The 13,822-nt window shown below is 67.6% G+C and carries 16 protein-coding genes; 5 read left to right on the top strand and 11 right to left on the bottom strand.

All coding sequences use genetic code 11. The features are described 5' to 3' along the window. Positions 1-69: 69 nt before the first annotated feature. Positions 70-2,742, bottom strand: a complete 2,673-nt coding sequence (gene acnA, locus AB1Z25_RS09350; RefSeq protein ID WP_235088844.1) for an aconitate hydratase AcnA — start codon at positions 2,740-2,742, stop codon at positions 70-72. A gap of 323 nt (positions 2,743-3,065) precedes the next feature. Between acnA and fumC the strand changes: the two genes are divergently transcribed. Next, the gene (fumC, locus tag AB1Z25_RS09345) at positions 3,066-4,445 is read left to right on the top strand and encodes a class II fumarate hydratase (RefSeq protein ID WP_486637100.1); all 1,380 of its coding nucleotides are present in this window, start codon (positions 3,066-3,068) and stop codon (positions 4,443-4,445) included. Between the two features lie 194 nt (positions 4,446-4,639). Here fumC and AB1Z25_RS09340 read toward each other — a convergent pair whose 3' ends face one another. Next, positions 4,640-5,329, bottom strand: a complete 690-nt coding sequence (locus AB1Z25_RS09340) for an SOS response-associated peptidase (protein WP_107799302.1) — start codon at positions 5,327-5,329, stop codon at positions 4,640-4,642. A 227-nt stretch (positions 5,330-5,556) separates the two neighbouring features. Between AB1Z25_RS09340 and AB1Z25_RS09335 the strand changes: the two genes are divergently transcribed. From AB1Z25_RS09335 to AB1Z25_RS09320, 4 genes are all read left to right on the top strand, one after another. Further along, a complete protein-coding gene (locus AB1Z25_RS09335; RefSeq protein ID WP_107799303.1) occupies positions 5,557-6,081 on the top strand; it encodes a P-loop nucleotide/nucleoside kinase family protein in 525 nt (174 codons plus the stop codon). A 166-nt stretch (positions 6,082-6,247) separates the two neighbouring features. Beyond that, complete coding sequence (locus tag AB1Z25_RS09330; RefSeq protein ID WP_107799304.1) at positions 6,248-6,694, top strand: hypothetical protein; 447 nt, start codon at positions 6,248-6,250, stop codon at positions 6,692-6,694. Between the two features lie 120 nt (positions 6,695-6,814). Further along, positions 6,815-7,087 (top strand): hypothetical protein, encoded by a 273-nt coding sequence (locus tag AB1Z25_RS09325; protein WP_107799305.1) that lies wholly within the window; start codon positions 6,815-6,817, stop codon positions 7,085-7,087. A gap of 8 nt (positions 7,088-7,095) precedes the next feature. After that, positions 7,096-7,338 (top strand): hypothetical protein, encoded by a 243-nt coding sequence (locus AB1Z25_RS09320; protein ID WP_235088847.1) that lies wholly within the window; start codon positions 7,096-7,098, stop codon positions 7,336-7,338. Positions 7,339-7,481: 143 nt separating this feature from the next. Here the strand turns inward: AB1Z25_RS09320 and AB1Z25_RS09315 are convergent, their stop codons facing one another. Genes AB1Z25_RS09315 through urtE form a run of 9 tightly spaced genes read right to left on the bottom strand, consistent with a single transcriptional unit; the run spans position 7,482 to position 13,821 of the window. Beyond that, positions 7,482-8,072, bottom strand: coding sequence for a HupE/UreJ family protein (locus AB1Z25_RS09315; protein WP_486637099.1), 591 nt, complete (start codon positions 8,070-8,072; stop codon positions 7,482-7,484). Next, the gene (gene ureG / locus AB1Z25_RS09310; protein WP_227108112.1) at positions 8,056-8,721 is read right to left on the bottom strand and encodes an urease accessory protein UreG; all 666 of its coding nucleotides are present in this window, start codon (positions 8,719-8,721) and stop codon (positions 8,056-8,058) included. The genes AB1Z25_RS09315 and ureG overlap by 17 nt, the downstream gene beginning before the upstream one ends. Positions 8,722-8,751: 30 nt before the next feature. Continuing rightward, a complete protein-coding gene (locus AB1Z25_RS09305) occupies positions 8,752-9,432 on the bottom strand; it encodes an urease accessory protein UreF (protein WP_486637098.1) in 681 nt (226 codons plus the stop codon). Beyond that, complete coding sequence (gene ureE / locus AB1Z25_RS09300; protein ID WP_486637097.1) at positions 9,429-9,923, bottom strand: urease accessory protein UreE; 495 nt, start codon at positions 9,921-9,923, stop codon at positions 9,429-9,431. Before ureE ends, AB1Z25_RS09305 begins: the two co-directional genes overlap by 4 nt. A 9-nt stretch (positions 9,924-9,932) precedes the next feature. Continuing rightward, positions 9,933-11,633: an urease subunit alpha gene (ureC, locus tag AB1Z25_RS09295; RefSeq protein ID WP_107799311.1), complete on the bottom strand. Its 1,701-nt coding sequence runs from the start codon at positions 11,631-11,633 to the stop codon at positions 9,933-9,935. Then, a complete protein-coding gene (locus tag AB1Z25_RS09290; protein ID WP_486637096.1) occupies positions 11,630-11,935 on the bottom strand; it encodes an urease subunit beta in 306 nt (101 codons plus the stop codon). The genes ureC and AB1Z25_RS09290 overlap by 4 nt, the downstream gene beginning before the upstream one ends. 10 nt (positions 11,936-11,945) lie before the next feature. Next, positions 11,946-12,248 (bottom strand): urease subunit gamma, encoded by a 303-nt coding sequence (ureA, locus tag AB1Z25_RS09285; protein WP_107799313.1) that lies wholly within the window; start codon positions 12,246-12,248, stop codon positions 11,946-11,948. A 28-nt stretch (positions 12,249-12,276) separates the two neighbouring features. Further along, a complete protein-coding gene (locus tag AB1Z25_RS09280) occupies positions 12,277-13,119 on the bottom strand; it encodes an urease accessory protein UreD (protein WP_486637095.1) in 843 nt (280 codons plus the stop codon). Between the two features lie 3 nt (positions 13,120-13,122). Beyond that, complete coding sequence (gene urtE / locus AB1Z25_RS09275) at positions 13,123-13,821, bottom strand: urea ABC transporter ATP-binding subunit UrtE (RefSeq protein WP_486637094.1); 699 nt, start codon at positions 13,819-13,821, stop codon at positions 13,123-13,125. Position 13,822: the final 1 nt, after the last annotated feature.

Raw genomic sequence — 13,822 nt, 5'->3', positions numbered from 1 at the left:
GGCTCCGCCAAAGCACAACAGCCGCTCAAAGCGGCTGTTGTGCTTTAAAACGCGGTCAGATGTCGGCGCTCAAGCCAGCAACTGGCGCAATACATAGGGCAGGATGCCGCCGTGCCGGTAGTAATCCACCTCCACCGGCGTGTCGATGCGCAGCAGCAAGGGCAGTTCGCGTTCGCCGCCGGCGGCGTCGCGGATCAGCAAATGCACCCGCTGCTGCGGCGCGATGCCGTCCTCCAGCCCGCGCAGCTCGAAGGTTTCGTCGCCCTTGAGGCCGGCGGCGCTGTCCCCGTCCAGGAACTGCAGCGGCAACACCCCCATGCCCACCAGATTGGAACGGTGAATGCGCTCGAAGCTCTTGGCCACCACCGCGCGCACGCCCAGCAGGCGCGTGCCCTTGGCCGCCCAGTCCCGGCTGGAGCCGGTGCCGTACTCCTCGCCGGCGAAGATCAGCGTGGGCGTGCCGGCGCGCACATAGCTCATCGCCGCGTCGTAGATGGCCATTTGCTCGCCGTCCGGCTGCAGCAGGGTCAGGCCGCCCTCCACCGGCTTGCCGTCGGCGTCCGGCGCCAGCATCAGGTTGCGGATGCGCACATTGGCGAAAGTGCCGCGCATCATCACCTCGTGATGGCCGCGCCGCGAGCCGTAGCTGTTGAAATCGCCGGGCGAGATGCCCTGCCCCTGCAGATACAGGCCCGCCGGCGAGCTCGGCTTGATCGAACCGGCCGGGCTGATGTGGTCGGTGGTCACCGAGTCCCCGAAGATCGCCAAGGCACGCGCGCCGCGGATCGGCGGCTGCGGCGCCGGCTGCATCGCGAAATCCTGGAAGAACGGCGGTTCGGCGATATAGCTGGACGCCTCCCAGCCATAGACCTCGCCCGCGCTGGCGGCGATATCGTTCCACAGCGGGTTGCCGCTGGCGAAATCCTGGTACAAGCGGCGATACGTGGTCGCATCCGTCGCTTGCAGCAAGGCGGCGCCCACCTCCTGCTGGCTGGGCCAGACATCGCGCAGATACACCGGCTTGCCGTCCACGCCGACGCCCAAGGGCTCATGCTCCAGATCGATGTCCACCCGGCCGGCGATGGCGAAGGCCACCACCAGCGGCGGACTCATCAGGAAGTTGGCCTTGATCGCCGGATGAATGCGCGCCTCGAAGTTGCGGTTGCCAGACAGCACCGACGCGCAGATCAGGTCCTGCCCGCTGACCTCGCTCTCCAGCTGCGGCTCCAGCGGGCCGGCGTTGCCGATGCAGGTGGTGCAGCCGTAGGCGGCCACGCGGAAACCCAGCTGCTCCAGCGGCGCCAGCAAATGCGCCTTGCCCAGGTAGTCGGTCACCACCCGCGAGCCGGGGGCCAGCGAGGTCTTGATGTGGCCGGCCACGCTCAGGCCGCTGGCCACCGCCTTCTGCGCCAGCAGGCCGGCGGCCAGCATCACCCCGGGGTTGGAGGTGTTGGTGCAAGAGGTAATCGCCGCGATCAGCACCGAACCGTGACGCAGCTTGCCGCTGAAGCCGCCGGCGCCCTCCTTGCCGTAACCGCCGGTTTTGGCCGGCTGGTGCAAGAGTTCGTTGAAACGCGTCTTCAAGTCCGGCAGGGCGATGCGGTCCTGCGGCCGGCGCGGGCCGGCCACGCTGGGCGCGACCGTGGCCAGATCCAGCTCCAGCACGCTGCTGTAATCGATTTCGCCCTCCTGCGGCATGCCGAACATTTGCTGCGCCTGGAAATAGCGGCGGAACGCGTCCACTTCCGCCTCGCTGCGGCCGGTGGCGGTCAGATAGGCGGCGGTCTGCTCGTCCGGCGGGAAGAAGCCCATGGTGGCGCCGTACTCCGGCGCCATGTTCGCCAGCGTGGCGCGATCCTGCAGAGTCAGCGAGGCCGCGCCGGCGCCGTAGAACTCCACGAACTTGCCCACCACCTGCGCCTTGCGCAGCATCTCGGTCACGGTCAGCACCAGATCGGTGGCGGTCACGCCCTCGCGCAGCCTGCCCTTCAAATGCACGCCCACCACGTCCGGCGTCAGGAAATACACCGGCTGGCCCAACATGCCGGCCTCCGCCTCGATGCCGCCCACGCCCCAGCCCACCACGCCCAGACCGTTGATCATGGTGGTGTGCGAATCCGTGCCCACCAGGCTGTCCGGGTAATAGACCCCGCCCTTGCTCAACACTCCGCGCGCCAGATACTCCAGGTTCACCTGGTGGACGATGCCGATGCCAGGCGGCACCACCTTGAAGGTGTCGAAGGCCTGCATCCCCCATTTGATGAAACGGTAGCGTTCCGCGTTGCGGCGGAATTCCAGTTTCATGTTAAGGTCCAAGGCGTTGTTCTCGCGGAAGTGGTCGATCTGCACCGAGTGGTCCACCACCAGGTCCACCGGCACCAGCGGTTCGATGCGCTTGGGCGGCTTGCCGAAGCGCTCGGCCACCGAACGCATCGCCGCCAGATCGCACAGCAGCGGCACGCCGGTGAAATCCTGCAGCACGATGCGCGCCACCACAAAGGGGATCTCCTCGCTGCGCGGCGCCTGCGGCCGCCAGCCGGCCAACTGCCGCACATGCTCCTCGGCTACGCGCTGGCCGTCCAGGTGGCGCAGCAAAGACTCCAGCACGATGCGCAGCGACACCGGCAGCCGGCCGACATCGCCGACGCCCAGCTCCGCCAGCGCCGGCAGCGAATGGAATTGACAGGACTGGCCCGAGGCCAGGGTAAAGGAACGCAAAGTGGATTCGGAACGAAGCGACATGAAGGACTCCTGTTGAAAGCCAAGATGCAAGCCAAGAACCTGTTTACGACCCGCCGCGCCGCGGCGGGATGTTAGACAAAGGCCTTGAAACCCGCTTCGAAACGCTCATGCGCCACCTGCGCATTTGCTTTCTCGGCGGTTTTCGCCTGGTCTCGCGGGATCGTAAACACGCACTCAAGGGCGAAAACCATGGGAGCGCCTCGACAAGCGGTCTGTCCGAGGCGCTCCGCCTCATGTTCAGACCGGGAAAAGGGTCAATGGTTCAGCCCTTAACTTGCATTTAGCATACAATCGAAACCTCATTCCCGTGCGAAAGGCATGCCATGACACACAGAATAGAACACGATTCCTTCGGCGACATCGAAGTCCCCGCCAACGCGCTGTGGGGCGCGCAGACCCAGCGCTCGCTCGGCCACTTCGCCATCTCCAGCGAAACCATGCCGCCGGAACTGATCCTGGCGCTGGCCCAGGTCAAACGCGCCGCCGCGCTGGCCAACCGCGAATTGGGCAAACTGCCCGCGGACAAGGCCGACGCCGTCGTCGCCGCCGCCGACGAAGTCCTGGCCGGCAAACATCCGGACGCCTTCCCGCTGTCGGTATGGCAAACCGGCTCCGGCACTCAGAGCAATATGAATATGAACGAGGTGCTGGCCAACCGCGCGTCCGAACTGCTGGGCGGCGAGCGCGGCCCGGGCCGGCTCGTCCACCCCAACGACGACGTCAACCGCGGCCAGTCCTCCAACGACATCTACCCCACCGCCATGCACGTGGCCGCCGCGCGCGCGGTGCACGACAGGCTGCTGCCGGCGCTGGGCCGGCTGCGCGCCGCGCTGACGGACAAGGCGGCCGCCTTCGCCGACATCGTCAAGATAGGCCGCACCCATTTGCAGGACGCCACTCCGCTGACCCTGGGCCAGGAGCTGTCCGGCTGGGTGGACCAGCTGGAGCAAGCCGAACACGCCGTCCGCGCCGCGCTGCCCGGCCTCTACCAGTTGGCCGTGGGCGGCACCGCCGTCGGCACCGGCCTCAACACCCATCCGGAGTTCGGTCCGCGCGTGGCCACGGAGCTCAATCGCGCTTGCGGCCTGCCCTTCGCCAGCGCCGGCAACAAGTTCGCCGCGCTGGCCGGCCACGACGCGCTGGTTCACTCCCACGGCGCGCTCAAGCAACTGGCCACGGCGCTGATCAAGATCGCCAACGACATCCGCTGGCTGGCCTCCGGCCCGCGCAGCGGCCTGGGCGAATTGCTGATCCCGGAAAACGAGCCGGGCAGCTCCATCATGCCGGGCAAGGTCAACCCCACTCAGTGCGAGGCGATGACCATGTTGTGCTGCCAGGTGCTGGGCAACGACGTGGCGCTGTCCATCGGCGCCGCCTCCGGCAATTTCGAATTGAACGTGTTCAAGCCGCTGATTGTCCACAACTTCCTGCAAAGCGCGCGCCTGCTGTCAGACGGCATGGACAGCCTCAACCATCATTGCGTGCGCGGCATGCAGGCCAACCGCCCGCGCATCGAGCAATTGCTGGAGCAATCGCTGATGCTGGTCACCGCGCTCAACCCGCACATCGGCTACGACAAGGCCGCCGCCATCGCCAAGCTGGCCCACGCCAACGGCGGCACCCTCAAGCAGGCGGCGCTGGAGCTGGGCTATGTGACGGCGGAGCAGTTTGATCAGTGGGTGGATCCGAAGGCGATGATCTAAGCTCTTTTTCAGTGCGCTGAACCTGGCTTGGCGCACAGAAAACCGCGCATCCTGGCTGCCCCAGGCCTCTGCGACAGACCTCCGCGCGGGATCGCTACGCTCCACCCACCCTACCCATGGCAAACCGCCGCGCGTAGGGAGGGAGGAGCCATAAGCGATACCCGCCAGCATTCGCGGCTTTGCTCATACGGCGTTCAGTCGAACAAACCCAAGGTTCGCGGCAGCGGCTGAGGCGCCGGCTTGGGCGCGCCCTGGCGCGGCGCCAGCGGCGCGTCCTCGGCACGCATCTCCTCCGCCGGATACAGCCGCAGCAAGCGCTGCGCGTCCTCCGGCCTCCGCGCCGTCAGCCAGGCCTGGTAATCCTCCGGCCGCACAATCACCAGCGAACGCTTCTCGTCCTCCGGCTTGTGGGTGCGGCGCATCAGCGCGTGCGCCTCGGCGTTGACCGTCAATTGGGTGAAGGCGTGGCTGATCGAACCGTCCGGCTCCGACCAGGCCCGCCACAGCCCGGCCACCGCGAACGGAGCGTCGTCGGCCAGGCCGATGCGCCAGCGCACCGCGCGGCCGCTTTCATACGAGGGTTCGAAAAAGGCCCGCATCGGCACCAGGCAACGCTGACCGGCCCGCCACGGGTAGCGGAAGTTTTTCAGTTCGGCCACGGTTTCCGAACGCGCGTTGGTGGTGGACAGCCGCATGCCGTCCGGCTGATGACGCTTGGGCACCAGGCCGTAATTGCCCAGCCGCGGCTCCAGGCCCCGGCGGCCGGCCACGATGAAGGGCGCGGCGTAATCCTGCCAGGCCTCTTCTTGCCAAAGCAGTTCGCCGGCCTCCACGCCGAACAACGGCAGTTGATCCGGATGGGGACATAGATAATTGACGCACATCGGTCCAGTCTACCGGATATCGCGCCGACCGGCCCGCCTCAGCGGTTTGACAAGGCCGGCCCAAGCGGCCACCATAAGGCCACTATGCGCCGTTTCGCCCCCTTCTCCAGCCAAGATTGGATTGACGCCTTTTTTTGAGGCGGGTTGGCGCGCGGCCAGACGAAGCCCGGCAACCCGCCCCAACCGGCGGGTTTTTTCATATATGCCCCTCTCCCAAGGAGACTGTCATGCCAAGCAATGAACAATTCAAAGATACGGCCACTGAGGCGACACTGCACTTGGTTTGCGGCAAAATCGCGGCGGGCAAGTCCACGCTGACCCGCCGCCTGTCCGATCAGCCCCGCACCGTGCTGATCAGCGAAGACGACTGGCTGGCCAAGCTCTATCCCGGCGAGATCCGCACGCTGACCGACTATGTGCGCCGCTCGCAGTCGCTGAAAGACGCGCTGGCGCCCCATGTCTCCGCTCTGCTGCGGCAGGGCCTGTCCGTGGTGCTGGACATGCCGGCCAACACCCTGGACAGCCGTCGCTGGATGCGCGAGCTGATCGAGTCCAGCGGCGCCGCCCACCAGCTGCACCATCTGGACGTCAGCGACGAGGCCTGCAAGGCGCGCTTGCGCCAGCGCAACGCCAAGGGCTCCCACCCGTTCAGCGTCAGCGAAGCGGAGTTCGACCACATCACCCGCTACTTCGTGCCGCCCAGCCCGCAGGAAGGCTTCAACGTCGTGGCCCATCTCAGCGCCGAGGCTTGAAACGCGCCTGCCGTCCCTGCGAAAAACGCCGGCTTGCCGGCGTTTTTTCATGGCCGCGCAAGCGGCGGCGATCGCTCCTCCGCCCCAGGCATGGCCTGTCGGATATATAAATCAATAACCATATGACAGCTTACCAGCCGGATATATTTAGGCTTGAATAGCAAACATGAACACCACCGAAATCCGCCGCCACAAGCTGGGCCTGTTGATCGAACGCGATTTTGACGGAACCGTTTCCCGACTCGCGGAGCTGATCGATCGCCGCCCTCCGCAAATCTACCGCCTGTTCTCGGACGCTCCCAGCGGCCGCGGCATGGGAGAACACCTGGCCCGCCACATCGAAAACCGGCTGAACCTGCCCCGCTACTGGCTGGATCAGGAAGGCGACATCGACGCCCTGCCGCCGCTGCACGCGCGGGTGGCGGAGTTCGAGGCCGCGCTGTCGGAACGCGCCTTGCTGCAGTTGTTGATCGACGATCTGCATCGCGGCGTGCGCGGGCAGACTCTCAGCCGCAAAGCGCTGATCAGCCTGCGCGGCATGGTGGAAGCGCTGACTCAGGAGCCCCCTCAGCCGCAGCCGGCGGACGCTTGGGCGGGCGGCGCGGCGGAATGAGCCGGCGCGCGGCCATGGGCCGATACGCAACACTCCGCCGTAGATAACCTAGTGGTTATTGTTGCTTAATATCTTTATTGATAGGCTATGCTGATCGCCTTGTGAGGAATGGAGATTGGCATGACCTTCCCGCCGCTTCGCCCCCGGCTTACCGACTACGGCAGCTGCATCGCCGTGGAGAGCCTGCGCCTGCTCAAACCCCTGCCCGTGGTCAAGGCCGCGCTGCACACCCCCAAGGGCGTGCTGCCGCGCCGGGTCTGCGCGGTCAGCATCCAGCGCCGGAGATTGTGGGCGGACCGCCACACCGGCGCGCTTTACTGCGCGGAAACCGGCTACAGCCTGCGCCACACCAATCTGCGCCTCCAGGTGTGCCCGCAAGCGCTCAGCGTTTGAACGCCGCCATGCCCTTATCCACTCAAGCGGAACGCGCCGTCGCCGCCAGCGCCATGGACACGCTGCAATCGCTGGCCTCGCTGATGCGCGCGATCGAACGCCTGAACGAAACGGCTGACCCTCAAACGCGCGAGCACATCGCCCAACTCTGCCGGCTGGCGGCGGAGATGGCGCAGGACGCTCACAATGAGCTGGATCTGATCCGGGAGCGGGCGGCCCAGCCCGGCCGCGACGCCGCAACGCGCGCTTAGAACCTGTTTACGATCTGCTGCGCTTCGTGAAACTGGGCGCGGCGAGTAGCACTTCGAATTGCTCATTTCTCAGCGGTTTTCGCCTTGTCTCGCTTTTGCTCGCGAGATCGTAAACACGTTCTTAGAAGCGGCTTAGAAGCCGCTTAAACCCAGCCGCCCAGCATCAACACTCCGCACGCGGCGATGCCGCCGCCGGCGACGCGCCCCAGCCGCTCGCCCAAGGCAAGGCGCGTTTCCGTCCGTCCCAGCAGCAAGCCGGCCGCGTGCAGCAGGCCTGAGGCCAGCACGAAACCGGCGGCGTAAGCCAGGCCGGAGGCGTCGTGCGGCATTTCCTGGCCGTGGGCGACGCCGTGCAGCAAGGCGAAGCCGGCGATCGCCGCCAAGGCCAGGCCGCGCCGCGGCTGCAAGGCGAAGGCCAGCAGCAGGCCCAGCGCGATCACGCTGGCGGCGATGCCGCTTTCCAGCGCCGCCACGCTCACGCCCAGCCAGCCCAACACGCCGCCCGCGGCCAACATGACCATGAAGGTCAAGGGCCCTTGCCAGCGAGCCGCGCCGCCCAGCCGCCACGACCACAAACCCACCGCCAGCATGGCCAGCAAATGGTCCAACCCGCCAAGCGGGTGCGCGAGGCCGCTGGAAAAGCCGGCGACGGCGTGGCCGGGGTGAGCCTGGGCCAGTCCGCTGGCCAGCAATAGCGCCAGCGCGGCCGGCGTGAATTTACGCAGAAAGGTCATTTTCAGCTCCCGAGACGTCAAGTTGCAGCATGCCCTGGGTTTCGATGAAGGCGATGATGTCGTTCAGCCCCTGGCCAAGCTTGAGGTTGGAGAACACGAAGGGCCGTTCGCCACGCATGCGGCCGGCGTCGCGCGCCATCACCTCCAGCGAGGCCCCCACCAGCGGCGCCAGATCGATCTTGTTGATCACCAGCAGGTCCGACTTGCAGATGCCCGGCCCGCCCTTGCGCGGAATCTTGTCGCCGGCGGACACGTCGATCACGTACAGCGTCAGATCGGACAGCTCCGGGCTGAAGGTGGCGGCCAGATTGTCGCCGCCGCTTTCAATGAAGATCAGGTCCAGGCCTGGATGGCGCGCGTTCAGCCGCGCCACCGCCTCCAGATTGATGGACGCGTCTTCGCGGATGGCGGTGTGCGGGCAGCCTCCGGTCTCGACGCCGATGATGCGATCCGCCGCCAGCGCCTGGTGCTGGACCAGGAATTGCGCGTCTTCCTGGGTGTAGATGTCGTTGGTGACGGCGGCGACATTGTATTTGTCGCGCAGCGCCGCGCACAGCGCCCAGGTCAGATGGGTCTTGCCCGAGCCCACCGGCCCGCCTATGCCCACCCGCAACGGCCCGCGGCCCTGGGCGAGTCCTGTCGTGTTCATTGCTTTCTCCTTGAGATAGCGGCCGCCGGCTCAAGACCGGAACAGCCTGCTGTACTGGGTTTCATGCTTCATCGCCGCCCAGGCGAGGCCGGGGGCGAAATTGCTCAGTTGGTCCGCCGGCAGCCGCCGCGCCTCGGCGCCGGCGGCCGCCACCGCCGGCAACAAGGCCGACAACAATTGCTGGCCGGCCGTCTGCCCCATCGGCATCGCCTTGAGCAGAACCGTGACCTGATTCTCCAGCCAGCCCCATAGATACGCGTCCACCGCGCCGGCCTCGTCCACGCCCAAGGCGCGCGCCGCCTGCGCCCAAACCGCCGGCAGCGCCAGCTCCGCTTGTTCCAGCCCGGCCGGCCACGGCAAACCGGCGCATTCCGGCAACGCTTGCAGCAGGCGGCGCAGCGAATACCCCATCTGCACGGTCTCCTGCCTCAGTTCGCGGCTGTCGCGGCTGGCCAGCAATTGCTGATTGATCCGCGTCAGCGCCGGCTGCTCGTCGGCGGCCAGCGCGCGCCAGGCCTGGGCCAGCAGCGCGGCTTCGAAACGGGACAGCGGTCCTTGCAGCGCATCGCCCAGCCAGGCGGCGGCGCTGGCGGCGTCATGCACCAGGCCCAGCTCCAGCGCGCTCTCCAGCCCTTGCGAATAGCTATACGCGCCGATAGGCAGGCCGGGGCTGGCCAGCCGCATCAGTTGCAGCCGCGCCAGCGCGCTCATGCCGCGCCGTACTGATGCAGCCGCGGCGGATACTGGAAGGCCGCCTCCTTACCGTGGGAGTGATGGTGGCCGCCGCCGTAAGCGCCGGACTCCGGCTGGAACGGCGCGTCGATTTTCCGCACCTGCGCGCCCATCTGCTCCAGCATCCGCGCCAGCACCTCGTCGTCCAACAGCCGCAGCCAGCCCTCGCCCACTTGCAGATGCACATGGCGGTTGCCCAGGTGGTAGGCGGCGCGGGTCAGCGCGACGGCGTCGGCGCAACAGACATGCAACAAGGCCTCCGCCGCGGCCGCCACCCTCACCCGGCGGCCATCCTCGGCCTGCAACACCTCGCCGTCGGCCAGCGGCGGCCCCGGTTCCAGAAACAGGCCGCAGTCTTCGCCGGCGGCGCTGCGGGTGCGCAGCCGGCGCTTGCCGCGCAGTTCGTAACTCATCAGCAACTCATCGTCCCAGGCGCTCGCATCGTCGGCGCGGCGTGTCAGCAACAACATGGCATCCTCTCAAAACAAGAAATAGCGCTGCGCCAGCGGCAGGCGCTCGGCCGGTTCGCACCACAGCAATTCGCCGTCGGCGCGCACCTGGTAGTTTTGCGGGTCCACCTCGATATGCGGCAGGTAATCGTTGTGGATCAGATCGGCCTTGCTCAGCTGACGGCAGCCCCGCACCGCCACCAGCCGCTTGCGCAGGCCCAGTTCCGCGCCGACGCCGGCCTGCAGCGCCGCCTGCGACACGAAGGTGACGCTGCCGCGCGCCACCGCCGCGCCGCAGCTGCCGAACATCGGCCGGTAGTGCACCGGCTGCGGCGTCGGGATGCTGGCGTTGGGATCGCCCATCGCGGCAGCGGCGATGACGCCGCCCTTGAGGATCAGGCTGGGCTTGACCGCGAAGAAGGCCGGCCGCCACAGCACCAGATCGGCCAGCTTGCCGGCTTCGACGCTGCCCACCTCATGGGCGATGCCGTGGGTCAGGGCCGGATTGATGGTGTACTTGGCCAGGTAGCGCTTGACCCGGAAATTGCTGTGGCCGGGGCCGTCGCCCGGCAAGGGGCCGCGCTGGCGCCGCATCTTGTCCGCCGTCTGCCAGCAGCGCAGTATGGTTTCCCCCACCCGCCCCATCGCCTGGCTGTCCGAAGACATCATCGCGAAAGCGCCCAGATCGTGCAGGATGTCCTCGGCGGCGATGGTTTCGCGCCGGATGCGGCTTTCGGCGAAGGCCACGTCCTCGGCGATGCCCGGGTCCAGGTGATGGCAGACCATCAACATGTCCAGGTGCTCGTCTATGGTGTTGACCGTGAACGGCCGGGTGGGATTGGTGGAGCTGGGCAGCACATTGGCGTGGCCGCAGGCCTTGATGATGTCCGGCGCGTGGCCGCCGCCGGCGCCCTCGGTGTGATAGGTGTGGATGGCGCGGCCCTTGAACGCGGCCAGCGTGGCCTCGACGAAGCCGGATTCGTTCAGGGTGTCGGTGTGGATGGCCACTTGCACGTCCATCTCGTCCGCCACCGTCAGGCAGTTGTCTATCGCCGCCGGCGTGCTGCCCCAGTCTTCGTGCAGCTTGAGGCCGATGGCCCCGGCGCGCACTTGCTCGCGCAGCGGCTCCGGCAGGCTGGCGTTGCCCTTGCCGGTGAAGCCCAGATTCATCGGAAAGGCTTCTGCCGCTTCCAGCATCCGCGCCAGATGCCACGGCCCCGGCGTGCAGGTGGTGGCCTTGCTGCCGGTGGCCGGCCCGGTGCCGCCGCCTATCATCGTGGTGACGCCGGACATCAGGGCGTCTTCGATCTGCTGCGGGCAGATGAAGTGGATGTGGCTGTCGATGCCGCCGGCGGTGACGATCATGCCTTCGGCGGCGATGATTTCGGTGGCGGCGCCAATGGCGATGTCGACGCCGGGCTGGATGTCCGGATTGCCGGCCTTGCCGATGGCGGCGATGCGGCCGTCCTTGAGGCCGATGTCGGCCTTGACGATGCCCCAGTGGTCCAGGATCAGCGCATTGGTCAACACCGTGTCGGCCACTTCCGCCGCCAGGCCCTGGCCCTGGCCCATGCCGTCGCGTATCACCTTGCCGCCGCCAAACTTCACCTCCTCGCCGTACACGGTGTAATCGCGCTCCACTTCCACCCACAATTCGGTGTCGGCCAAGCGCACCCGGTCGCCGACGGTGGGGCCGAACATCTCGGCGTACGCCTGTCTGCTGATTTTCATAAAGCCCCCATCACCTTGCCCTGAAAGCCGTACACCCGGCGCCGGCCGGCCAGCGCCACCAGCTCCACGCTGCGGACCTGCCCGGGCTCGAAGCGCACCGCGGTGCCCGCGGCGATGTTCAGCCGGCAGCCGCGGGCGGCCTCGCGGTCAAACCGCAAGGCGTCGTTGGTTTCGGCGAAGTGATAATGCGAGCCCACCTGGATCGGCCTGTCGCCGATATTGGCCACCGTCAGCGTCAGGGTGCGGCGGCCGGCGTTGAGCTCGATCTCGCCCTCGGCGGCCTGGATCTGTCCGGGAATCATCGCGGCCTCCTCATACAATGGGCTGGTGGACGGTGACCAGCTTGGTGCCGTCCGGAAAAGTGGCTTCCACCTGGATGTCGGCGATCATCTCGGCCACGCCGTCCATCACGTCCTCGCGGCCCAGCAAGGTGGCGCCGTAATGCATCAGCTCCGCCACGCTGCGCCCATCGCGCGCGCCCTCCATGACGGCGGCGCTGATATAGGCCACCGCCTCCGGATAATTCAGCTTCAGGCCGCGCGCGCGGCGGCGTTCCGCCAGCAGGCCGGCGGTGAAGATCAAGAGCTTGTCTTTTTCTCTGGGCGTCAATTCCATCGTGAAGTCCCATTTCTCATTAGAAGGGTCAAGTCGCCCAGATGCGCGGCTCCTGCGCCGCGCGGCCGTGGGTGAACGGGTAAAGCAAGCGCCGCGCCCGCCGCAGCCAATGATGGGCGGCTTCGGCGCTGTCGCCGATGAAGCGCGCCAGCCAGACGTCCGGCAGTTGGCTGGCGGCGGCGCGGCCCGCCAGCGGCAGCGTCAATACCGCCTGATGCAAGGCCTCCGGCAGCGCCGGCCCGGCCCACAACAGCAGGCCGACCGCGGTCTGGCCGCCCATTCCGACCGCCGCGTCCAGCATGCGGTCGCCGCCGGCCAAGGCGGCGCGCTCGCACCAGATCAAGCGACCGTCGCGTTCTATGTCCAGGCTTTGACGCCAAAGCCCGCGGTCGAAGCGCTCGCCGCAGGCCGGCCGCCCCAGACAGAGCACGTCGCCGTACAGCAGCGCGGCGTCGCCCAGCAGCTGGACGCGGCCTTGCAAGCTCACCTCGGCGCCGGCGAACAGAATGGTTTCCAGCGGCAGCCATTCCAACCGCGCGCCGGCGGCCAAAGACAGCTCCAGCCGCTGGCTGGCCGGGCGGCCGAAGCCGTCGTACCACTTGGCGGCGCCGGGGCTGGTCAGCAACGCGTCCGCGCCCTCTTCCAAAGTCACCATCAGGCTCAGGCTGTCGCCGCCGGCCATGCCCCCCGGCGGATGCACGATGATGTGCTGGCACTGGCCGGCGTCGTCGGTGAAGTGGCGCTGCACCCGCAAGGGGCCGCAATGCCGCCGCCGCACCGGAATGGTGCGTCCGTCGCGGCGCCGGTAGCTCAGCTCCAGTTCGGCGGCCCAGGGCGGCGGCAGGCCGACGGCGGCGGCATCGCGTCGCATCGCTCAGATTGCCAGCAGCCCGCGCACGCCGTCCGCCCGCATGGCCTCGCCCAGGCCGCTTTGCACCACTTCGCCGCGCGCCATCACCAGGTAGCGGTCCGCCAGCGCCTCGGCGAAGTCGTAATACTGTTCCACCAGCAGGATGGTCATCTCGCCCCCGGCCGCCAATTGGCGGATCGCCGCGCCGATCTGCTTGATGACGGAGGGCTGGATGCCTTCGGTCGGCTCGTCCAGCATCAGCAGCGACGGCCGCCCAGCCAAGGCGCGGCCAATCGCCAATTGCTGCTGCTGGCCGCCGGACAGGTCGCCGCCGCGGCGGCCGCGCATCTCGTACAGCACCGGGAACATCTCGAACACGCTGTCCGGCAAGCGGCGGCCGGCCGCGCCGGAGAAGCGCGCCAGCCCCAGGCGCAGGTTTTCCTCCACCGTCAGCCGCGGAAAGATTTCGCGCCCCTGCGGCACATAGGCGATGCCGCGCGCCGCGCGCTGATGCGGGGCCAGCGCGGCAATGTCCTCGCCGCGCCAGCGCATGCGCCCGCCGCGTACCGGCAATTGCCCGCTCAGGCATTTGAGCAGCGTGCTCTTGCCCGCGCCGTTGCGCCCCAGCAGGCAGGTGATCCGCCCCGTCTCGGCGCGCAGGCTGATCCCGCGCAGGATGCGGCTGCCGCCGTAATACTGTTCCAGTCCGTCGATTTCCAGCATG

Source organism: Chromobacterium sp. HL1 (genome assembly GCF_057418835.1).
The sequence above is the reverse complement of the archived record's forward strand: the minus strand, read 5'-3'. Positions and strand labels throughout refer to the sequence as shown.